This is a genomic window from Paraburkholderia sp. GAS32 (genome assembly GCF_050434225.1).
GTDB classification, from domain to species: domain Bacteria; phylum Pseudomonadota; class Gammaproteobacteria; order Burkholderiales; family Burkholderiaceae; genus Paraburkholderia; species Paraburkholderia madseniana.
This window is the reverse complement of record NZ_JBNPVS010000004.1, coordinates 152,651-176,023: the sequence shown is the minus strand read 5'-3', so window position 1 is coordinate 176,023 and position 23,373 is coordinate 152,651. Positions and strand designations below refer to the sequence as shown.

The following is a 23,373-nucleotide window of genomic DNA, read 5'->3' as shown; positions in this document are numbered from 1 at the left end:
ATTAGCGTATCTGTCTGGCTGGGTTTCCGATCATGACCGCGCGAGGCGGTACATCCCTGGTCACTACAGCAGCGGCTCCGATTTTCGCGCCGTGACCGATCGTAATCCCTCCGATAATCACGGAGTTCGCACCCAATTCCACGTCATCTTCAATAACCGGCGACGGACCTTGGGTACCGTCTATTAGCATCTTGCATCCCACAGTGACACCATGGCGAATATCGATATTTTTTCCTAAAACGGCGTGTTTATTTATCACAATTCCATAGCCGTGATGAATCCTGAAGTCTCGACCTATCTTTGTTGCAGCCGGTATTTCATATCCAAGGACAAATTCTGTCAGATATTTGTATCCCAGTAGAACTGGCACCGCCCAGATCAGATTTAATCCAAATAATCCGTGTTTCTTAGCAGATGCCTGATGCGCAACCCGATATAGACCGATCATCAGCGATCCGCGCGGGTTGTCTATCAAACAACGCTTGGCTCTAGCCCACAAACTCACAACAGCCTCGCCTTCTTTCTAAAATATATTTCCGCATATTTTGCGAATGCAAGTACGCCGTACCGAGCGGAGACCAGCACTTCATAAAGAGGAAAGTTGGTTTGTGGATAAGCAAAAGCATTCAACTTGAGGAGGCGAGCGTCCTTATTACTGAAGAATCGACTGTGCTTCGTGTAAAAAGTCTCATATGCTGATACATATCGACTAGCGCCGCCTAACGAAATTCGATGATTGGCAGATTCGACGTCAACCACATAGCTAGATTCAGGAGAAACCTTCCTTCCCAAACCAAATTTCTCAACCAATCTGAACCAAAGTTCGTAGTCTTGCCAAGCCGGCATCGCCGCATCAAAGCCACCCACAGTACGTAGCCGTGAAGTTTCAGTGAAAATTTGGCAGCCGACAAAATTGGACTGTTTGAGCATATCGAGCGAAACAACATCCGGCAATGTACGCCGAACCCGACTATTCGCCCTCTCTATCAAGAAGTCAGTAAACAAAAACGCCACTGGCTTCTTCGAATATAAAATATCTTTATTTTTTACGAAGTCAGCTATACGGGTAGACGTATAGTAATCGTCGTCGTCCAGCCCTGTAATAAATTCCCCTCGAGCCCGACTTATTGCTTCATTTCTTGCTCGACAGGCTCCAACCGAGGCCTCGGACCTAACATAGACGACGTTGTCGCTAGTTCTAGCCAAATCCAGCAAATACTCTTGAGTCCCGTCGGTCGAGCCGTCGTCAAAAATTACCAGCTCTATTTCTTTATACGTCTGCGACAACACGGTATTAACCGCTCTTCTAAGCAGCTCAAGCCTATTATGCGTTGTTAGATAAATGCTAACCAACATAGTACAAATCCTTTAGATATCGGAAGTTGCCAATGCGCTTGCCGGGTAGCTGCACATCAGGGCTCGCTGATATTCCGCGTTGGCCCAATTTCCCGAATATATGAAATCTCTGTACGCCCCCAATCTGTCCTTTACCACATCGACGAAAACGTCATCTCGACCCCATGTGTCGAATTCTCTTTCGAATGTTATGACACGTTTCAGCCGCTTCGAAAGCGCAGAAACTCCCTCACAAAACGTACCACTCCCAGCTATAAGGGTTTCTGCCTTTAGAAGTATCCCTATATCATCATGCAATTTTCCGCCTATCCTCGACTCAACCTTGAGCGATCCTGATTGGCGCAAATATTCCAGAAGCGGCTTGATTACAGGATTTTCGTCATCCTCTGCGACCACTACTATCTTTGCGCATGCGATCGAGGCAAGAACGCTTTGATAAAACGAAAGCGGCGGTTGACCGTAATCGGGATGCGCACCCGTTCCTCTGAAGAGGTCACCAGATCTTATATGTATAACAACGGTTTCAGAATCGAAGTCCGAGGACGGCTCCTGGATACGCATTAAATTCATCACCGATCTAAGCGTATCGCTGCGCTTTCTGTATGCCCCGTATAACGGCCCGAGTGTCGTCCGGTAATAGTAATAGCCGTCCAGAACTAAACGTTCCCGGTGCATAAAAGGTACTGCCCCGGTACGCAAATTGACGCCACCATTGCTTATTCCGGAGCGGAGATACCAAAATCCTGGAGCATATACGGTCGAAATTCCGTTGGCCTCGGCAAATTCCACGGCGTTTGCCAGTTGGATCAGTGAGTTCGAAAATCGATGAGGTGCCCGAATACTAACCGCAGATATTGCAGGCGCTTGCACGGTGGCGTTGGAATTTCCCGGCCCAACGTTTCCGGAAAACAGTTGATAAGGGTCTTTTCTAAAAGCGTAGCGCAGATCTACATCGGTAGCAGCGCCGCGGAAGCTTTCCAGACTAAGGCCTCGTCGCATACAGAACCCTTGTTCCAGATCGCCTTCCCAGTGCAGAGACGCGGCCCGAATTACTCGCCGGAATGCGGATGCAAACATATGTTATCCTTTCTGCAAGAAATACCGTACCCGTCTCACGTTGCACGTCGCAACTTCAAGACGAGGGAAGCGTAACTGGTTGGGTAGAGCCAACGCACAGCAACTCCATACGCGATTGCGCCGGCGGACGCACCGACCAGCAATCGGACAAATTGCCCTAAATTTCCTTCAAATTCCGGCGCGAAAAGCAGCGCGACTGAGACACATAGGGCAAGGAGCGCTGTGGCGCAAGCAGGCCGAATCAACGCACTGAAGACGAAATTCGGGCTGGCGTTGATGCATTTCGAGCCGAAGTAGTACATCGGATACAGCAATATGATATTTGCCAGCGCGTATCCCCGTGATACGCCCAAAATACCGTAGCGTAAGCCGATTGCTATTCCTGCTACCTGCACAGCGGACGAAAGAATTCCCCAATAGAAAAAGCTCTTCGTTTTGCCCGTGCAGGTATATAGAAGCCCGGAGGTCGTGGTAATGGCTTGAATCATGCCAATCGGGGCTAGGTAAAATATTACATCTGATACCCTCACCCAGGCCGATCCCAATACAACGGCAACGAATTCTGTTCTCAGTAGCCAAAGACCCGTCATGACTGGAAATGCAAGTAGCGCTACACGCTGCACCAGCTCGGCATAGACCAGATCAACCCTTTCCCCGGAATCGTAGGCTCGAGACATCGCGGGCAGCATGGCACGATTGAATACGGATGAGATATTTTGCAAGGGGAAAAGCATGAATTTATACGCCAACCCGTAGATTCCAAGTGACGCGGCACCGAGAAATTTTCCGATCAAAATCGAATCTGAATTTCTGGCGAAATAGTTAACCGTAACAAATCCGAAAAGATTCGAGCTGTAAGAACTCACCTCTTTAAAAGACGCCCATTTGAATCGAAAACGGGGCCTCCATGGGTTGATGTACCAATAAGACAGTGTGGAAAGAGAGTTTGCCAATATCGCATTTGTAACGAGCGCGTAGACCCCAAAGCCAAATTTTGCCAGTAGTAATGAAGCCACCAACGCAATATACGTACTGGCTGTCTCCACTACAGCCAATTTCCGAAACTGCAATTCTCGCTCCAGAAACGCTTGCTGAGCTGCTCCGAGCGAAGCGATTGGAAACGAAATGCTTGCCCACAAAAGAACATTTTCGAGACGAGGCTCCGAAAACAGCCTCGCGATAATATGCGATGCCCCAGCTATGATTGCGCATGCCGCGACACCAACCAGAATATTGAAAGCAAAAACCGAGTTTAATGTATCCTCGGTTAATTCTTTTTTCTGGATTACCGCCTGCCCAGTCCCCATATCACGAAACAAAAGTGCGAAAGTGACGACTGTGGTTGCCATCGCCATCAGGCCAAAATCTTTAGGGCTAAGCAAATGGGCAAACAACGGCGCGCCAATCAACTGGGCGAGAATCTTTGCAGCCTGAATGGCGCCAACCCACTTTACAGAGCCGAAATGATTTTTTTTCATAAAATCTTGGAATCTCAAAGGTGTGCGCGTACCCTAGAGAGAGCTATCTCGATTGGTAATCCTGATACGCCGCCGAAAGCCCGCTGCGAAGGTCGAATTTTGCGTGCCACCCGAGTTTTCGAAGGGTCTCCGTGCTGGACAACTTCCTCGGAGTACCGTCCGGTTTGCTTGTATCGAACAGAATTTCGCCAGAATAGCCAACGGTCTCTGCTATAAGAGTCGACAGATCTGCGATGCTGATGTCGACACCAGAGCCGACATTGACGTGGGACAGTGTCGGCCTCGTGCTCTTTTCGTAGATCTGCCGATCCAGGTTGTGCAAAAAAATGCTCGCGTCTGCCATGTCGTCGACGTACAGGAATTCGCGCTTCGGCGTGCCGGTACCCCAGACCACAACGTTGGTCGCGTTATTCGTTTTAGCCTCGTGAAATCGATGAATCAGTGCGGCGATAACGTGACTGTTTAAAGGGTGGTAATTATCGCCATCACCATAAAGGTTCGTTGGCATCACGCTACGATAGTCCGTACCAAACTGTCGATTGTAGCTTTCACACAATTTAATACCCGCGATCTTGGCGATTGCGTAGGGCTCGTTCGTCGGTTCAAGCGGCCCTGTGAGCAAAGCCCCTTCTTCAATCGGCTGCTGGGCAAATTTCGGATAAATGCACGTCGACCCGAGGAACAGCAATTTATTTACCCCGGCCTGGTAAGAGGCGTGTATAACGTTCGCCTCAATCATTAAATTTTCGTAAATAAATTCCGCTGGATAGGTATCATTCGCGTGAATTCCGCCAACCTTGGCCGCCGCGAGATATACCTCATCGATCTGATTATCAGAAAAGAATCTCTTGACAGCATGCTGATCCAGAAGATCAAGCTCGCTGTGACTACGCGTTATGATGTTTTGATAGCTAAATTTTTTGAGTCGCCGAACAATGGCAGAGCCAACCATACCCCGATGGCCGGCAACGTACACTCGCGCGGTGGTATCCATAGTGTTTACTCGTTGTATTCGAATGCTTTGAATCCAGCCAGCGTGACTAGCGCATCGCGTTTCGCAACCTGGTAATCGGATCGGGTCATTTCGGCGACAAGCGACTCAAACGAGGTCGTCGGCTTCCATCCAAGCTTTTCGTGGGCATTGGTAGGGTCGCCCAACAGCGTTTCCACTTCAGTCGGTCGAAAATAGCGCGGATCTACGCGAACGATAACGTCACCTGGCTTGACTTTTGCGGCGCTTCCCTCAACTCTTGTTACAACAGCGATTTCGTCGACCCCAGAACCCTCGAATTGCACGGTGATTCCCAAATGGCCCGCGGAATGCTGAACAAAATCTCGAACGCTATATTGGACGCCTGTTGCTATGACGAAATCTTCGGGCTGCTCCTGTTGGAGCATTAGCCACTGCATTTCGACGTAGTCACGCGCGTGCCCCCAATCCCGAAGTGCCGAAAGATTCCCCAGATGGACACAGTCCTGAAGTCCGGCGGCAATCCGTGCAATAGCGCGCGTGATCTTTCGCGTAACAAATGTTTCACCACGTACCGGCGATTCGTGATTGAAAAGGATGCCGTTGCAAGCGTACATCCCATACGCTTCGCGATAGTTCACGGTAATCCAGTAGGCGTACAGTTTGGCCACTGCGTAAGGGCTGCGCGGATAAAACGGCGTAGTTTCCTTTTGGGGCACTTCCTGCACCAACCCGTATAGTTCTGACGTCGAGGCCTGATAGAAGCGCGTTTTCTTTTCGAGTCCCAGTATTCTGATTGCCTCGAGGATACGCAGCGCGCCTATTCCGTCCGCGTTAGCCGTGTACTCCGGTTCTTCAAAAGAAACTGCCACGTGGCTTTGAGCCGCCAAGTTGTAGATTTCGTCAGGTTGAACGCGCTGAATGATCCTGACCAAGCTCGTCGAATCGGTAAGATCGCCATGGTGCAGGACGAAGCGCGCATCCGTGGAATGAGGATCCTGATAGAGATGATCAATTCGGTCCGTATTAAACAGTGACGTCCGGCGCTTAATGCCATGCACCTCGTAACCTTTGCCTAACAGTAGCTCGGCAAGGTACGACCCGTCTTGTCCCGTCACTCCGGTAATCAGTGCGACTTTTCGATTCATTTGCTTGATCCTCAGTTTGATTCAAGTTGCGACACAACGGCTCGCGGCAAAGACTGGTGAACTTAATCTTCACTCAGTACTGCTTTGATATCCGTAATACCCAGAGTAGTAGGCCCCGTATCCGATCCGCCTTTGCGGCACATCGGAGAACAACACGCCCTTCACCATGACACCACCGTTGCGCAGACGCTTTGCGGTCTCCGCGATTTCGGACATCGGGTTACGACCATGCCGAACGACTAGTAATGTGGTGCCCGCGAATTTTCCGATAAGCGCCGCATCGGTGACCGCTAACACAGGCGGCGTATCAACGATCACGATGTCGTAACGAGTAGAAAAATAGTCCAGCATGTTTTTGAAGCGCTCGCTCATGAGCAATTCAGCCGGATTGGGTGGCAGCAAACCTTTGGGGAGAAAATCAAGGCCCGGCAGAACGTCATGCAACACGGCGCCCTCGATATCCCTTGCGCCGATTGCATCGGACAGTCCGGGACTTCGATTGACCCCGAGGTACGTGTGCGCGTCACCTCGGCGCATATCCGCATCTATAAGCAATACGCGCTTACTGCTCGACGCGAGCACTGCCGACAAATTGACCGCCATAAAGGACTTCCCAACTTCGGGACGCGGTCCTGTGATCATCACAATATTGTTGCGAGCGTCGAGTAGGCCGAATTCAAGCGCCGTTCGCAAACTCCGGATACCTTCCACGGCCACGTCCTCAGGCGCACTTGCCGCTAGCACGTTCTGCCCTTGGTGGCCTCGGCGGATATTCCTCCATAGCTGAATCTGCGCTTCGCTGTGAGGCACAACGGCATATACGGGAAGACCCAGTACTTCTTCAATTTCTTCGCTATGCTCCACGCCGCCAAAAAGCGTCTTCCGAACGAAGGCAGAAACGGTGCCAATGACCAGGCCTAAGACGCCAGCCAAGCCGACGGTCATGACGCGCCGAGGCCGGACAGGAACATCATCGGCTACAGCGTAGTCGACCACCCGCACATTCCCCACTTCACCCGCTTTCACGATGCGCAGTTGTTGCGCAGCGTCGAGAAGATTGGTGTACAACTCTGTATCGACTCGCACGTCACGCAACAACCGAAGCGCCGACTGCTCGGTATCAGGAAGCCGGATAACCTGTTTGTCGAGCGACGTCCCCTGCTCCTGCAGCAAGTTGATTTGGGCGGTCAATGCCGCAACAGCAGGGTGCGAAGAGGTGAAGCGCTGGACCATTTCGACACGCTGTTGCTCGAGATCCGCAAGCTTGGTCTTGCTGTCTACGATCTGCTGCAGGAGCAAGCGGCTCTCTGCGCTCAGATCAACCGTTCCCTTTTCGTTGCGAAATGCGTTATATCGGTCTTCAGCTTTGTCGAGTTGGGCCCGGAGTTGCGGCAATTGCTGGTTAAGAAACGCGAGTGTGTGTTCCGCCTCAGCAGATTTTCTGTCGATGTTCTGTTGAACGTATGCACTAGCGATCGTATTCAGGATCAGCGCTGTGCGGGCGCTGTCTTCGCCATCGAGCGTCGCGCCGATTACACCCGACTGCTTGGTCTTTTCGGCGATCGTCAACGCATCCTGCAACTGATCAATCGTCCCGAGCGTGGACGAGCGGGCGACCATAAATTGAGTACCGGGCCGCGCAACTAGTGCGTCAACCTGGATTTCGATTGGGCCGTTAGCCGTCATCCCAGTTGCAGGATCGCCAGCCTTGCCGTCTTTGACATCCTTGGACAAGGTCCCGGCTTTACCTCGAAGGACAATATCTCCGTCCTGATCCGCCACATCGAAATTACCGTTTTCACGCGCGGTCAAGACAAAGGTCGTGCCATAAAGTGATTTTGGCACCTCGAACATCGGAACTTGAATGCTTTCGCCGCCCCACGCGAATTTACTCAGTCCAAAGAAAGCCGGAGCAAGCTCGCCCGCCGCCACCTTGCGTGCAACGGCCCTTCCGATCAATGGGAAGTACCGTGGATAGGCGTTGATATCCAGATGCAACCGCTGCACGGTTTCCGTGACAACGAGTCTTGAACGGATCAGCTCGATTTCGGCCGCGGCTGTCTGCTTCGTATCGAAAATCGAGGCAAGTTCGCCGAGCGCGTCTTTCGTCGAACTCGCGCTGTCCTCGACCTGGATCATTACATCTGCCCGATAAATCGGCCGGGCCAAGACAGCATAGAGAATGCCTAGGATTACCACCGCAAACGTGATCCCGGCGATCAGACGCCAGCTTTCGACTACTACGGAAAGATAGTCGGCCAAGTGAATCTGGTCCCCACTTGAGGACTCGTCGGATTGTCTTTTATATATAGAAGCCATGCGTTCAGTGAACCAGTGGGATCATTGCCTCGAGCCAGCGCGACAAGCTGCGCTCAATTTGCACCAAGGACATCTCAAACGCCGCCCGGCCACGCCGGTATGGGTCTAGCACGTCCAGCCCTTCGTGCTCGCCGAGGCGATACACTTTCCCCTTCACGAAGGAATAGTTCGCTTCAATCCTCCTTCGTTGCTCCAGTGTCATCGTCAGAACAAGTTGTGCTGCGCGCACGTCTTGCAAGGACAACGCGGATGCGACATGCCCGCTTATGTCTATCTCACGCTCGGCCATGAGTTCGATCGCAAGCGGGTCCGCCTGGCGACCAACCAGAGCACCAAGCCCGGCAGACGTAATTCGGGCGCGGGGCAACTCTTTGGCCAACAGGCCTCGTGCCATCGGACTTCGGCATATGTTTCCCTCACAAACAATCAGAATGGTGTCTATCATTTCGCCACAATCGCCCCGGTCATGCCTGCGTTGATCGCTGGCAGCAGCAGATTCAGCACGCGGCTGAAGCGAACCAGACCGTTACCATCGACATACACGACGTCCTTGGGCTGCAACTCGAACTGATTCGCCAGCACCATTGCGACTGGCGAACGCGCATCGAGATGGAATATCTGCGGCGTCGCGTTGGATGAGCCGCGAATCACGTAGAGCTGAGCTGCGTCCGCGCTCGCGCTGTTCAAGCTGCCGGCTTGCGATAGGGCATCACTTAGTGTCAGCTTGCCGCTCTTCATAGGAATGGCGGTTACAGGCTTGTTGACCTCGCCCATGACAAATACGCCGTTGTCATCGCGCGAAACGACACGCAACAAGTCACCGTTCTTTAGCAGTATTTTCGAAGGGTTCTGATCGCTCGAAAGCATGCTCGATAGATTCAAACGATATGACATGCCGTCGCGCACGAGGACCATCCGGCTTTGATCAGCCGTCGTACTAAAGTCGCCGGCCCGGTTGATGGCTTCGAACAGGGTGAGTGGCACGTCGTTAATCGGAACTGCGCCCGGCGCGCGCACCTCGCCGTCCACATACACCTGCTTGGCACGAAACGAGGCCACTCGGACCGTCACCTGCGGCCGGACAAACACTTTGCTCAAAGCGGTGTACACCGCCTGCTGGCTCTGATCAACGCGTAGGCTGGCGACATGAACGTTGCCCGCATACGGAATCTGCACATTACCGTTGCTGTCAATCACGAACCCTTGCGCCGGATCGTAGGGCCGGTTGTTCGCTTGCGTCTGAGTGCCCAGCGCCGCCGTCAGCTCAGGATGGTCCCATACTGTGATCTGCAGCACGTCGCCCGCACCCAGTGTGTACGGCTCCGGCTTGGTCATTAGCTCATGCAGTTGCACCGCGTTAGCCTGAGCATCCGCCTCGCGCATCTTTTCCGTTAAGACGACGTTGATATCGGTAATCGGAATCTGCATCTCGGTCGGCGGCAACTCTGAGTTCCCGCTTCCGACCGGCAGCGTTGCCGGAGCAATCATCCGCATGCCAGGAGCCACTGCACAAGCCGACAACACGGCACTGGCGGCGACGCTCATCAGTAGACGAGTACAGCGGCGAACAGGACGTTCCACTCCGTCTCCACTACACTTCCCCAAAAATCCCATCAGATATTCCTCGAATTTCGTCCAACTGTTCATTCACATCGCGATCGCTAGTACGCGTTGCTATTAACCAGTCCCTTCGCTACCGTTGTCACGACAATCCGCATGTCCAACGCGAACGACCAGTTGCGCAGGTAGTAAAGGTCATGCTCCACTCGCTTCTGCATCTTCTCGACCCGGTCCGTTTCACCGCGGAATCCGTTAACCTGCGCCCAACCTGTAATACCCGGCTTGATCCGGTAGCGATGGATGTAGCCGTTGATGACTTTCTGATAAAGCTCATCGTGCTCGATCGCGTGCGGACGAGGCCCGACCACCGACATTTCGCCGCGAAGAACGTTGAAAAACTGCGGTAGCTCGTCAAGGCTCGTCCGTCGCAGCAGGGCACCCACGCGAGTGATGCGCGGGTCACCCTTCGTAGCCTGCGTGACCACGCCTGTCTTTTCGGCATGTGGACGCATCGTCCGGAACTTGTAGATTTTGAACACGCGGCCATCAGCCCCTTTGCGATGTTGCGTGAAAAACACCGGCCCACGCGATGAACACTTCACGGCAACCGCAATGATCGTCAACAACGGTATCAACGCGAGTAACGCAAGCGCCGCAAATACGCGATCGAAAATTTCCTTCTGCACGATTGCGCGTGCTGGCAAAGGCGATGCGACAAGGCTAATCGCCGGCGCCCCGATCAGGTCGATCACGCCGCCTTCGAATAACGCCATGCTGCGCACGTCAGGAATGAAGCGGATATTCACGAGGTCGTCACGGAATTCATTGACGAAGCGCAGCATGGTTGACGCTTCCGCCAAGGGCAAAGCCAGCCAGATTTCCTGCACGCCTGCGCTCCGAACGTGTTCGGCAAACTTGTGAAAATCGTCGAACACCGGCACGCCGTTCAGCACGACACTTCCTTCCGGCCCCACATCAAACACCGCAGATGCACGAAAACCGCTGGAAGGGGACGCCTCGAGTTTGCCCACCACTTCCTGGCAATGAGCCCCGACCCCGAGCACTGCCACGTTGCGCAAATTCAGACCGGCATAACGCACGCTGCGCAGAACGGCATGTAACATCAGTCGCGATACGATCAATGCACCGCCCGTGATCGCGGTCCAATAGGCGAACCACAGGCGCGAGATGAAATCCGTGCGGTGCAGCGAGAACATCAGCACCAGTCCGCACGCCTGCACCACCAGCCACGCTATCGAAACCTGCCCGGTCAATCGCAACAACGAACGGCCACGCCACGACTCGTACAAGCCGAAAACCGGAAACGACACCAACGCGAATGCGACGGAAAACGTAATAAACGCCCCGTCTCCTCGACTCTGCCCTAGATCCTCAAAGCGAATATGCGACGCCACCATGGCCCCCGTCACGATGAGGACCAAATCGACAAGCCGCGCCAATAACGCCTGTATCCCGAGCATCTCGCGATTCCCCGCCTGAAGTTGGACTGCGTAACATACCGACGCGTCACGCGCGCCCGTATGTGTCATCAAATCGAACGATGTCGTCTTCGCCGAGATACGATCCGGACTGCACTTCGATGAGTTCGAGTGGCAACTTGCCCGGATTCTCCAGACGATGCGTCACACCCAGCGGAATAAACGTCGACTGATTCTCACTGAGCATAAATTCCTCACTGCCGCGAGTGACGAGCGCCGTGCCACTTACCACAATCCAGTGCTCGGCGCGATGGTGATGCAATTGCAATGACAGGCGGCCGCCCGGATTCACGACGATCCGCTTTACCTGAAAGCGCTCACCACGATCGATTGAGTCGTAGTAACCCCATGGGCGCCGTACCTTTCGATGCGCATCGGCCTCGGGCGCTTGCAGCGCTTTCATCCGGCTAACCACACTCTTTACTTCCTGCAAGCGCGAGCGGTCGGCGACCAGCACGGCATCGTCGGTCTCCACAACGACCACGTTGGTCACGCCGACGCAGGCGATGAGACGCCCCTGCGAGTGGGCGAAGCTGGACGTCGTCCCTTCGAACACGACTCGTCCGCGCGCCGCGTTTCCGTCCGTGTCCTTGTCGAGTGCTTCCCATACCGCGTCCCAAGACCCAAGATCCGACCACCCTGCGTCAAGCGGTACCACCACGCCTTCCGCGAATCGCTCGTCCGATCCGAGACGTTCCATCACCGCGTAGTCAATCGAGTCCGACGGGGAAGACTTGAAAGCCTCTGCACCAGGACGGAAATACAACCCGTCGCAAGTACCTTGCGCGTGGGCTAACAAGCACGCGTCGTGCATCGCCGGCTGTATGATCTTGAGCGTAGCGAGCCATACGCTCGCCCGCACAACGAATATTCCGCTGTTCCACCAGTACTGCCCCGATGCGATGTACCGCGCGGCCAATTCGGCCACGGGTTTTTCGACGAATCGCTCAATACGATGCGCGCCACCGCTAAGGTCAGTACCAAGCTTGATGTAACCAAAGCCCGTATCAGGACGCGTCGGCGGCACGCCCAGTGTCACAATTGCGCCGTGCTGCGCATGCCGAGCCGCCAACGCAATCGTCGACTGGAAGGCATTGAGGTTCTCGATCGAATGATCTGCCGGCATTGCAACAATGATCGCGTCGTCACCATCCGAACATGCCGCCGCAGCGGCGAGTGTCAGCGCGGGTGCCGTGTCGCGTCGCGTCGGTTCAACCACGATGCGTGCGTCGATTCCTCTTGCCCGGAGTTGTTCCGACGTAACGAAGCGGTGATCGTCGCCGCATACGATGATCGGCGTGCTCACCGTACCTCCATCGGCATGGAACCCTTTCATCCGTTGCACAGTTGCTTGTAGTAACGAATCCGGCCCCAGCAAATCAATCAATTGCTTTGGATATTGTTCCCGTGACACGGGCCACAGTCGCGAACCCACTCCTCCTGCAAGTACAACAGGTACGAGTCGCACAGCCGCTGCAGAGGCAACCCGCTCTTCCGTCGGAACTATCTTGATATCACTATCACTAACTTCCGCCTCACTCACCGACGTATAACCCATACGTACTCCTATTCGACATTCCAACAGGATCAGAAATGTTGCACTTTTAATTTCCCCACACTGTAGGCGGCCTGACGTATCTCCCTCGATCATGGGCCGTACAAAGTTCGCCAAAATCATGTCCAGCGACACTACAACGTCTGCCCCAAAACAGATGCGAGTTGAATTGAGCGGTGCGGTTTACGACTGGCGCCAGCTGCAGCCACACGCAGCAATGACGTGGAGTATTAACGTGACATGAGATTCGTACTTCTCGCACCGACCATAAAGATCGCGCATTTTAAAAAGTGCGATGATGTACGTCATTTCTCCACAAAAAACGCTGCTCGCCTTTTCCGAGTGCCGTAATGATTGATCTGCAATAGCTTAAATCTCAAACACTACCGCCACCTCTCATTTTTAAAACGACCGCCTCGGCTTCAGTTGCAGTGCATCATACATAGGCTGCCTTCAGACGTAATGTGACTGACGGAAAACGCCAACATGTTGGCGTTTTAGCCCATTCGCTCCTGACGCGTCTGAATAGGCTATTCACGTGTCTCGCGCATTGTGCCTGGCTCACATACAACAGCCCATTCACGTAGCAATTTAGGGTGAACTGCCACGACCTCGACTGGGCATTCTTTATCCAGAAAGTCTCACTGTTTGACGCCTGCCTGACTCTACGCCGTGGCTGCGTCAATTCCACTGCTACGCTCTTCCAGAGATGCATCCGGGCCCATACAACGCATCCGAATCCATTCAGTTTCGAGGGTCCACAACCTGCACGAATTGAATGGACATTTGCAGGTGCGAAAGCCAGCCCATACACCCTTTGCACACGTTGAAGCGACCTGTGGATTCCAATCCTCGTGCTCCGCTAGTCTGATGCTATCAAACCAATTCGCGTCAGCTCTTCAGGTCAATGAGGTGCACTGGGTCGGAAAAATATGAGCAAACTACCGTGGCAAAATGCGCCATCGATTTGGCTGACCCCACCCAATTTTCCGGTCTATTGCCGCCACAACCGACATGATTTCATCCGATACCGAAGGCTGCATCCGAGGCGCCCCCCCCGACCGGAACAATTACTGCTCCGAAAGCGTCACTGAGAATTGCGACTGACTGTCTGTAACTTCAAGTGGTTGTTTTTATTGCCTGGGATAGGACGTCCGGCTAACACCGGGCCAGGGAAGCCTTCATTGACGTTGTTAGCAATCCTCGATTGAAGCTGACATTGCAGATCTACGAAATAAACATTGACACGATAAAAGACGCAATCCCGACGGGCACGATGAAGATCGTGCATAGCCCCATCCGCATCATCAACTTAGCCCTTGCAGCTTCCCAAGGGCCGCGCGCGCGATGCGGCTGAAACTCAAGAAAGATGACCGGTTGGAAGTGCCGCCTCCCGACCTTCAAAGCAGAAAGCAAGCTGAAGATTAGATAGACAAGCGTCCAGCCGAAACAAAATTTCGAAAGAATCGAAAGAGCGATCGTCATATATTTCGCCACTTGATCTAACAATTGAGACGTCTTGAGCCTATCCTGCAACGCAGCATTTTTCATGACAAACGTTTGGCTTTATCCGTCGTCTTTCGCCCCGCCGGCTGACGTATGTGACCTGCTGGCATGCCCCGCTCCGGAACGGTGCGAGTCGGCGATCCAGGCACTAGCCGGAGCAGCACATCTGGCGTGATCGACTATAGATGACCGCTTGCTGCACAGCAGTACAGTCGGATTTTTTTACGCAAATCTACCAACCATACAACGGGGGTAGCCATGACTGATAGCGAAAGACTTTTGCTAATACTTTCGGTACACCGATCGTCTGATCACCTATCTGCTTACCAGAGTGAGTCGCATGGCTCATCTCGCGAACGAAACTAGACAAGAGTGTTAAACGCCCTCCTCGACGAACGATATTTGGCGATGGAAGCCATCTGTGCATCGACACGCCCAGAACAAACGCGGACCGAGCTCACCCAACTACTAAAGGTCGAAGCGGAGAGATTTCATAAGCTCGCGGATACATTTCTTAATCGGTAAACATTGATTTTCGACAGCTCCTAATTTTCCCGAAACAAAAAAAACCGACACATGGTGTCGGTTTAAAAAAGCTTCCGGCTATTCCGAGGATTACTGCCGGAGGCTTGAGAGAAGTGTATTTTCGTCGACGACTGCGACGCTGTTCCGACATAATTTTGTACTCAACCGCCAAATTGGACTGGTAACTACTGGCCACCAATCGCAGGCGTTCGATATTAAATCGGCAAGATCCCAGCTACTTCAGAACCGCAAGATCCAACAGAACAACCATCAGTCTCTCAAGATGCACCCGATCAGAAGATCCAACGCGCCGCCACAGGTATAGTCTGTAGTGGTCTGCATTGGCCAGAACAACACAACGCAGGCTACAGCCTGTCGCGCTTCGCACGGCGGTCCGAGAAGCGCGATCCCGACGTGATATGGACCGTGCAGGCGTGGTACATCTCCACGACGGCTCGAGATTGATAGTCGAGATGAACGTGATCGACAAATGCATCTGTTAACGTCTTGGTGTCAAATCGAACCTTCGACACTTGCATTACATGCATCGCCAGGGCCTGTGCGCAACTGCCCAGCGCCACACGCTGGAGCAAGTCGATCCTGCCGTTAACGCACATCCACAGATGCGTGCATTGAACCACGTGTTGCGCAGTCAGCCACTTCCCAGTCAGTCGACGTCTGATTAACTGCGACACGACGAGATAGGTCAGTAGATCTGCACGCGTGTGTGTGTGTCGGAAGAATTTGACCAGGACATTGTTAATCTGGATAGCCAACAGGGTTGGGTATATTACGCACAACGGGTTGTTCTCTTTGTTAAGCGAAGGCGCGTAAGATGGCACCTCCGTCAAGTAAGGCAATTTCCGATGACATCCTGAGGCGCTCACGAACTCACGACCAGGCGAACTTCAGTCCAATTCGCCTATTCCCCCACCACCGCCTACCAGTTTCACGTCACGCCATGCTCACCATGGAAGGCTACCTGACCCGGGAGATTACTCGCGCACACGACGAAGATCTCCGTCACGACAGGGGATCGCAAGTCCAGGCGCAGACCATCAAAAAACATACGTGCCACAGTCTTTGCGTCGTACCTTTCTCGCGAAGTTTGCTCTATCTGTTCCGCTAAACGTTGCGCACGGCACGCAAGCCCGACGCGCTGAAGCCAGTCAGCTCTGCGACCGTTTAACCGCAGCCAAAGATGTGAATATTCGACAAGTTGCTCGAAATTTAGCCACTGGCTTGTCCTCTGACGCATTACTAGTTGTGAGGCGACCAGATAGGCAAGCAATTCTGTTTGTGCATACAGATCAAAATCAACAAGTCGGTGCGTCATCGTGTGTGGAAATTAGGTTATATCGCAATGCGTAATCGGAAATGAGTGTGGCGTCCCCTCGAGTGAACGTCAAAATAAACCCTGTATACCCCACAGACAGTCGCACCCCTAACGCGTGTAAAGGTCAGACCTCCAGCGACGCATAGTCCTACGTTGTGTCTGATCCGATCCGCCAAAACGTTGAAGGATTCCGCCGAATTTAGGTTGCCATTCTTCCGCGGTCTTTCACAAGCGGATTTTCTCGGCAACTCGCCACGCAATTGGATAACAAGAAGTTGGAGATTGGAGTGATAGATGGCGCCTCGAACCAATCTTTTGGCGCAATAGACTAAGCCCACTCTTGTATCATCCATGGTCCTGGAGACAGATATTCTTGAGCGATATCTTGCCGAATGCTGCTAAAACCGGCTTGAAATCGTTTCGCATCACGTCGAAGTCAATTTCAATTCCCAATCTTATGCGTTACAGATGACAATTCAGATTAAGCACACGGCAATTCACGACGTCAAGCTGATCGAACCATGCATCCAATCAGATAAGCGGGGTATTTCGTTTGACAGCTTCGACCAAGAGGAATTCGAGGAACATGTGGCGCGCGGCTATCGATTCGTGCAGGAGCGTCACGTGGTGTCCGCCCACAATGTGCTGTGTGGTCTGCATTATCAGATTCGGCGCCCGCAGGGGAAACTAGTGCGTGTCGTGAACGGTGAGGTGGTCGACGTGGCGGTTGACTTGCGACGCTTGTCGCCCACGTTCGGGCGCTGGACCAGTGCACGGCTATCGGCATCCAACTGCCGTCAGCTGTGGATTCCGCCGGGGTTTGCGCATGGTTTCCTCGTGTTGTCGGATGTCGCAGAGGTACTTTGCAAGACAACCGAGCGCTGCTTTGTCGAGCATGAACGCACGTTGCAGTGGGACGATCCCGATATCGCGATTGCCTGGGATCTGGACAAGGCGCCAATCACGTCCGCGCGTGATGCGGTGGGTACGAGTTTCAGCGTTGCCGAGGTTTATTGATCGCAATCCCCACTCATGGTCGACCGATGTACCCCACGAATAGTCTTTTATCGCATCTGTCGACGCACCTAACTAAACGACCGTTTGCTTGCACGGTACTCTGTCGGCGTTACTCCAAGGTATTTACGAAATACTTTCGAAAGCTGTCCGCCACTTCCGATCCCACATCGCCGCGCGATCTTGTCGACCGGAAGGTCCGTTTCGGAAAGAAGGTGGCAGCACTTGTCAATTCGAACGTATAAGAGGTAGTCGGACGGTGTCACACCCATTTCCATCTTGAAGCGGCGCAAGAAATTCCGCTCACTCATCGCGACGAATTGCGCCGCTTCTTCAATCGTGATCGTTCTTCCGCAGTTCATGTCCAACCATTGTGCCGACGACTGTATCTTTTCGCTCACAGCTCCGAACGCGTTCTTCTTTGGAACGGAGGTAAACTGTTCGTCATAGCGCAACCTTAGAGAGCCGGAGATCTCCCGCGCGATTTCCGCGCCGAGATCCTCTTCAATCAGCGCTAGTGCAGCTCGCAGCGGAGTGCTTGATCGCTGTGAAGTAGACACTTTCAGTCCGTTCCACGCGACCTCATGAGCACCTTCGCCACGGCGAAATTTGCGGGAAGTATTCGATGATTCAGCGACGTTCAGTAGCAAGCGTCTTTCGGAAATTGGAAAAATCCGTTCGCTGCGCAAATCGAGTTGGCTCAGCCAGGCAATCAGGTGTTCTTCACTCAGCATGCTGTGGACGCCTGCACCCCCGGCGATAAAGAGCGCATGAAAATCGCCGGCATGACCACGTGATTTGATACTGTCGGTCCAAACAAACACCGATGACGAACTCGCTATCCTGCCACCGCTGACCGACACGAGATGAACGTCGTAGCGAGGCCCACCTATGCGCAAGGACATGCAGAGCGCATTGGCTGACTGGAAAATCTCCACTACCGTGGCTGCCTCTGGTAGCGAGAAACCGTCGAACAGTGCAATGCCTATACGTCTTACGGAGCGAACGTCATGGAATACCTGAGACTGAGTCGCATCACGACTACTGCGGGCAAAAAAAACTGCCATCCAGCCATCCCCCCCGGAAGATAAGTGGCCTCCTACGGCTACATTTGAGCCGTTTTGACTGTCTGGACAATCGTACACAAGCGGCACGCATAAGATCGCTGGATGGCCGAATAGGATAATACGTTGGCGGTCACGGACCGATCGCAGCATTCAGGCAGAAGCTTCAGCGGCGGATGTCCAGTTCACGATTATTCGATCATCTTCCGTTACATTATTCGGCATCCTATATAAATTAGATAATGATGTTGATCTTCTTGCAAATGCCACGAATCGCAGATGGCCGACCGTCGCGTTCTTTGGCTTCAATATTTTGACGAATTCTGCCGCCCTCGCATCGGCGGGCGTTTCGAGGCGTCGGAGAGATCGTTTTCGCCAACGCAGTTGGTGGTTTTTTTGATTCAGCTAGATGGCAGGGCGCTCGCGAAGAGCCTGCTGAGCGGCTATAGCGCGTCTGGCTGTAGATCGCGCGAAATGCGCATCGCCTAGCTGTGGCGGGCAACACCTCAAGTCCGCGCTGAACCATATTGCTTTAACGGCAAACGCTGACAATCCGGCTCAGTATTCACATGCTGTGCAACACAGCAATATATGAATATGCTTTACACGAGGCGCGGCGACCTCACAGCGGCAGGAGAGACAGATGCTGCTCGAGGTAAGCACGAAACTCGACGCGTACCTCGGGATGCCGCAGTGCAAATTCCACCGCCGCCTTCAGATAGCCGAGCTTGCTGCCGCAGTCAAAGCGCTTGCCGTGGTACTTGTATGCAAGTACCTGTTCATCGGCTAGCAGCGACTGGATCGCATCCGTCAACTGGAGTTCGCCGCCCGCGCCCGGCGTGATTGCGCGAAGATGTTTGAAAATTCGCGGCTTCAGCACGTATCGACCCACCACACCCAGGTTCGAAGGTGCCATACTCGGCTCAGGCTTTTCAACGATGCCCGCCATTTTGATAATTGAATCCCCCCATTCCTTGCCGTCGATGATCCCGTACGACTTGGTATCCTGCGCCGAGATTTCCTCAACACCGATCACCGAGCTATGATAATGATCGAACACCTCGATCATCTGCGTCATGACAGGGGGGGTGCCGTATAGCAAGTCGTCCGCGAGAATTACGGCGAACGGGTTATCACCCACCAGCTTCTCAGCGCACAGCACAGCGTGCCCGAGGCCGAGCGCCTCCGACTGACGCACGTAAAAACAGTCAACATGACTCGGTTTGATGCTGCGCACCAACTCCAGCAGCTTGTTCTTACCGCGCGCTTCCAGTTCCACCTCGACTTCATACGACTTATCGAAATGGTCTTCGATGGCACGCTTGCTGCGGCCCGTGACGAAGATCATTTCGGTGATGCCTGCGGCCATGGCCTCCTCCACCGCATATTGAATCAGCGGTTTATCGACGATCGGCAGCATTTCCTTTGGGCTAGCCTTCGTAGCAGGGAGAAATCGGGTGCCAAGACCAGCTACCGGAAACACTGCTTTTGTAACTTTTAGCATAAAAGACTCCGAATGTGATTGCTATGGCCGATCCATGGTCGGGCCACCTCTGCCCCACATCGATAGCCGCGGAAAACCTGCACCCTCGGCAGCGACGCGCAGAGGCAAAGTGCGCGAAGGGTGCAAAGTGCGCGAAGGGCGGCGCTTTAGGCTGCCATCAGTAGTTCGGTGACGACCGCTGCGATTCAAACGGCTCGTTGTCGCCCACCCAGGTACCGAAACGACTGGGCGGAAGCATAAGGCCTCAGTTGGCCATTGTTCAAAAAACCATCGATCGAAGAGGAAGCAGATTGCGATGGATTAATCTCCATGCAGCAATGTGACCAGGCGTGATATCGGCAATTCGAATACCTAAAACTACCAGCAATAAATAGCAATTAAATAGCGAGAAAGAATAGCTACGCTTTGACGATTAACGATTCGACCGCCTTCCAACCCGATGGTAATTAGCGAGGCGAACAATGTCCGAAATACACCCACCGCTATTGGCCACTCAAGCCCGCTTGCTCGCGCGATACTCGGTAGGTGTCGTCGCAAGATGCTTGCGGAAGAGTTTCGCGAGCCGACCGCCACATCCAATGCCACAATGACGCGCCACCTTGTCGACTGGCAGGGCGGTTTCAACAAGCAGGCGACAGCTCATATCAAGCCGCACGTACAGCAAATAGTCAGACGGCGTCACACCCATTTCGATCTTGAAACGCCTGAGGAAATTGCGCTCGCTCATGCCGGCGATCTGCGCGGCGGCGTCAATCGAGATCGAACGGTGACCGTTCGCCTCCAGCCATTTTGCCGACGCCTTGATATTCTCGCTCACGCCTACCGAAGCACTCTTGCGCACAATTGCAGTAAACCGGGTATCCGGAGATGGTGCGACCCAGTCAGCGATCTGACGTGCAATTTCGCTACCGAAATCCTCCTCGACCACTGCGATGGCTGTTTGCAACGGGCCTGCGGCGACGCTCGAAGGTCCATTGGCGGCGCCGATCTGCATCATTTCGCAAGCGTGTTTGCCGTAGCGCCTAACACCGGTGGCCTGCCCGAATCCGGCGACGTCTAGCAGCGATTGGCCTTCGCCGATCGGGAATACCAAGTCGCTGCGCGGATGCGTCCGACGCAGCCAGGCAATCAGGCGTTCATCGTGTAGCGCATCGTTCACCCCTACGCCGCCAGCAATGAACAAAGCGTGAAAGCGCTCTGCGTCGCGCCGCGCCTCGATGCCTTCGGTCCAGACGAATACTGATGAAGAACTGACGATCCTGCCTCCCGCCACCGACAACAGGCTAACGTCGTAACGCATTCCGTCGCGCCGTTCGCCCTCAGTGAGCGCATTCACCGACTGGAATACCTCCACGACCGCTGCAGCCTCCGGAAGGGCAAAGCCGCCAAACAGAACTATGCCAATACGCCTCACGATGCCAGCCTCAGGCGAAACGTGGGGCGGCATTGCGCTGGTGCGGCAAAGGACTGAAGGACACTCCATCTGATTTTCCCCGGAAATTAGTTGCCTGTTCCAGCTTGCTTTGAGCCGGATTAATTGTTGAGTCTGATCGTACATAAGGATGGTTTGCGACGTATTTTTCTGGCCGAATCGAACAACATATTGGCGGCCACGATCAATTCATTAGCCGCCACACGAGGCCCAACATTCCGCCATGAGAAATTACCGGTTTTAATGAAAAAGCATTTCAAAAGACATCGCACAAAAATAGTCGATTAGCATATTCATATTAAATATCTGTAAATTCCCAGCGCACGTATGGTCGTCATCATCGAAGTGCATAAAAGTACTACTCGCGAGTCGCGCACGGAGGCGGGCCTTCCTCGCAAGCGATCATTCCAACAAGCCGGAGCGGAAATGTGATGCGGCCACCAGTAGTCGGTCTGCCCAAGAGCGTGTGTGGTTTCCGAGTACTGAAATGATCGATGTGCCAGTGAGTCGTTCGCTGTGCTGTACGGCAAAGTAAGTACTGGTATGCTTGGCAACAAACACTAGCGCGTTCCGAGCGGGCTAGTGGCTCAAAATAAAGTTCAGCCGCACGGGGCGGATCAATACTGGACGAAAATCAACACCGAGCCCTGCATTGAACGACGACCCGCAACACACAGCAATACCGCTAAGCCGCTTGTTGTTGCCGCCGGAGCCGCCAACGCTTGCTCCGGGCATCGTGCACAGCAATTTCAGCGTTCAAGGCGACGCCCGTCAAAGCTTCCTGGCCTGGCAGGAGCGTATGAGTTCCGTCTACGACATCCAGCCTTCGTCAAAGCAGGCTGAGGACACGTTCGATTCATCGCTGTCCCGTTACACGATCGACAATCTGAGCCTCTTCGACTTCCGCACCGCGCCGAACCTGGCCGTGCGATCGTTGGGTCGAGTTTCGACCGAGAGCATTCGCGACATCACCTTCAGCGTGTTCCTTGAAGGGCCACCGTCGCAGTTCGTGGGCGGCAAGCCACAACTCGATGCGCCGCATATACCGCAAGTGCCAAGTATCCTCGCGCTGGACATGGATCAGCCGTGCACAATCCGGAGCTTTCATGGTCGGCTACTGCTCCTTTTTGTGCCGCGCGCGCTGGTGGAAAAATCGTTCCCCGATGCCGCCTCGCTACATGGCCGTTGGGTCCACGCCACCACGCCTTTGACGCGCCTACTCATTGAGCATCTGGTGGCGCTCAAGCGGCAAATCGTCGGACTGAGCAAGGAGGAAGCGCACCACTCCTTTCTCACTGCGGTAGAACTACTCGTCGCCGCTTTCAGCCGTCAAGCGGGTCTCTCCGGCAACAGCCGCGCGGCGGTACGTGCCGCAGTCTATGGACAAGTGCGGCGGTATGTCGAGACTCATCTGCACGATCCGGATTTGTCGCCTGACAGCGTGTTGGCATCGCTGCATCTCTCGCGCGCCAGCGTGTATCGCATCTTTGAGCATGAAGGTGGCCTGGCCGCTTATATCCGGAACCGCAGGCTGCGAATGGCGGCCGATGAACTGGTGCGCTTTCCGCATATGGAGGTACAGGACATTGCTGCGGGCTTGGGTTTCAATGGAGCGTCGAGCTTTACGCGTGCATTCCGTCGCGCCTTCGACATCGCACCACGGGATTTGCACGAGTACGCGCCGTTGCTCCAGCGCGAAAATGCGAGCCGGGAGCGCTTCACTTAGACAGATAATGTTGAACCGATTGGATCGTTAGCTGCGATCGGTGGCGCGCAATGCAACGAAGTCTGCGGCAGGCAAGTTACGACGGGGTATCCACATGACGCATAGGGCGTCGCGCATCATGCTCGCTGTGACCGGCGTGTTCGTTGAGCGGTTGCAGGAGATATACGAGGCCGACGCAATTGCGGTGTGTTCTTCGTTCCTGATCTAGTTCGCTAAACTTGTGGGTAATCCTGGGCCCTTGGGGGGTCGTTTGAACACTACATTGACCCTGTCCGGCGCTTTCGTCGGCAATACTTCGCTGCTG

The 23,373-nt window shown here is 53.8% G+C and carries 17 protein-coding genes; 2 read left to right on the top strand and 15 right to left on the bottom strand.

Annotated features, from left to right (window positions below):
* Position 1 precedes the first annotated feature (1 nt).
* The 12 genes from P3T25_RS06615 to P3T25_RS06560 all read right to left on the bottom strand — a co-directional run bounded on the left by P3T25_RS06615 (position 2) and on the right by P3T25_RS06560 (position 14,447).
* Positions 2-448: a DapH/DapD/GlmU-related protein gene (locus P3T25_RS06615; protein WP_408516575.1), complete on the bottom strand. Its 447-nt coding sequence runs from the start codon at positions 446-448 to the stop codon at positions 2-4.
* A 53-nt stretch (positions 449-501) separates the two neighbouring features.
* On the bottom strand, positions 502-1,356 hold the full coding sequence (locus P3T25_RS06610) for a glycosyltransferase (RefSeq protein WP_408516574.1): 855 nt from the start codon (positions 1,354-1,356) through the stop codon (positions 502-504).
* Positions 1,357-1,368: 12 nt separating this feature from the next.
* A complete protein-coding gene (locus tag P3T25_RS06605; protein WP_429357731.1) occupies positions 1,369-2,433 on the bottom strand; it encodes a hypothetical protein in 1,065 nt (354 codons plus the stop codon).
* 35 nt (positions 2,434-2,468) lie between these two features.
* Positions 2,469-3,911, bottom strand: a complete 1,443-nt coding sequence (locus P3T25_RS06600; RefSeq protein ID WP_408516572.1) for a lipopolysaccharide biosynthesis protein — start codon at positions 3,909-3,911, stop codon at positions 2,469-2,471.
* Between the two features lie 43 nt (positions 3,912-3,954).
* Positions 3,955-4,905 carry a GDP-L-fucose synthase gene (gene fcl / locus P3T25_RS06595; RefSeq protein ID WP_408516571.1) on the bottom strand — a complete coding sequence of 317 codons (951 nt, stop codon included), beginning with the start codon at positions 4,903-4,905 and terminating at the stop codon, positions 3,955-3,957.
* A 5-nt stretch (positions 4,906-4,910) separates the two neighbouring features.
* Positions 4,911-6,029, bottom strand: coding sequence for a GDP-mannose 4,6-dehydratase (gene gmd, locus P3T25_RS06590; RefSeq protein ID WP_408516570.1), 1,119 nt, complete (start codon positions 6,027-6,029; stop codon positions 4,911-4,913).
* Positions 6,030-6,098: 69 nt separating this feature from the next.
* A complete protein-coding gene (locus P3T25_RS06585; protein WP_429357730.1) occupies positions 6,099-8,348 on the bottom strand; it encodes a polysaccharide biosynthesis tyrosine autokinase in 2,250 nt (749 codons plus the stop codon).
* Positions 8,349-8,352: 4 nt separating this feature from the next.
* Positions 8,353-8,793: a low molecular weight protein-tyrosine-phosphatase gene (locus P3T25_RS06580; protein ID WP_429357729.1), complete on the bottom strand. Its 441-nt coding sequence runs from the start codon at positions 8,791-8,793 to the stop codon at positions 8,353-8,355.
* Positions 8,790-9,836: a polysaccharide biosynthesis/export family protein gene (locus P3T25_RS06575; RefSeq protein ID WP_408516627.1), complete on the bottom strand. Its 1,047-nt coding sequence runs from the start codon at positions 9,834-9,836 to the stop codon at positions 8,790-8,792. Before P3T25_RS06575 ends, P3T25_RS06580 begins: the two co-directional genes overlap by 4 nt.
* Before the next feature lie 173 nt (positions 9,837-10,009).
* Entirely contained in the window at positions 10,010-11,389 is a 1,380-nt protein-coding gene (locus P3T25_RS06570) for an undecaprenyl-phosphate glucose phosphotransferase (RefSeq protein ID WP_429357728.1), read from the bottom strand.
* 46 nt (positions 11,390-11,435) lie between these two features.
* A complete protein-coding gene (locus tag P3T25_RS06565) occupies positions 11,436-12,965 on the bottom strand; it encodes a mannose-1-phosphate guanylyltransferase/mannose-6-phosphate isomerase (protein WP_429357811.1) in 1,530 nt (509 codons plus the stop codon).
* A 1,224-nt stretch (positions 12,966-14,189) separates the two neighbouring features.
* The gene (locus tag P3T25_RS06560; protein ID WP_200577423.1) at positions 14,190-14,447 is read right to left on the bottom strand and encodes a hypothetical protein; all 258 of its coding nucleotides are present in this window, start codon (positions 14,445-14,447) and stop codon (positions 14,190-14,192) included.
* Between the two features lie 2,350 nt (positions 14,448-16,797).
* On the opposite strand from P3T25_RS06560, the gene rfbC reads away from it, so the two are divergent.
* On the top strand, positions 16,798-17,346 hold the full coding sequence (gene rfbC, locus P3T25_RS06555) for a dTDP-4-dehydrorhamnose 3,5-epimerase (protein WP_429357727.1): 549 nt from the start codon (positions 16,798-16,800) through the stop codon (positions 17,344-17,346).
* A gap of 68 nt (positions 17,347-17,414) precedes the next feature.
* On the opposite strand, the gene P3T25_RS06550 is transcribed toward rfbC, so the two are convergent.
* From P3T25_RS06550 to P3T25_RS06540, 3 genes are all read right to left on the bottom strand, one after another.
* On the bottom strand, positions 17,415-18,410 hold the full coding sequence (locus tag P3T25_RS06550; RefSeq protein WP_408516566.1) for a GlxA family transcriptional regulator: 996 nt from the start codon (positions 18,408-18,410) through the stop codon (positions 17,415-17,417).
* A 619-nt stretch (positions 18,411-19,029) separates the two neighbouring features.
* The gene (gene galU, locus P3T25_RS06545) at positions 19,030-19,911 is read right to left on the bottom strand and encodes a UTP--glucose-1-phosphate uridylyltransferase GalU (RefSeq protein WP_408516565.1); all 882 of its coding nucleotides are present in this window, start codon (positions 19,909-19,911) and stop codon (positions 19,030-19,032) included.
* 493 nt (positions 19,912-20,404) lie between these two features.
* Positions 20,405-21,394 (bottom strand): GlxA family transcriptional regulator, encoded by a 990-nt coding sequence (locus tag P3T25_RS06540; protein WP_429357726.1) that lies wholly within the window; start codon positions 21,392-21,394, stop codon positions 20,405-20,407.
* A gap of 748 nt (positions 21,395-22,142) precedes the next feature.
* On the opposite strand from P3T25_RS06540, the gene P3T25_RS06535 reads away from it, so the two are divergent.
* Positions 22,143-23,069: a helix-turn-helix domain-containing protein gene (locus P3T25_RS06535; protein WP_233468726.1), complete on the top strand. Its 927-nt coding sequence runs from the start codon at positions 22,143-22,145 to the stop codon at positions 23,067-23,069.
* Positions 23,070-23,373: the final 304 nt, after the last annotated feature.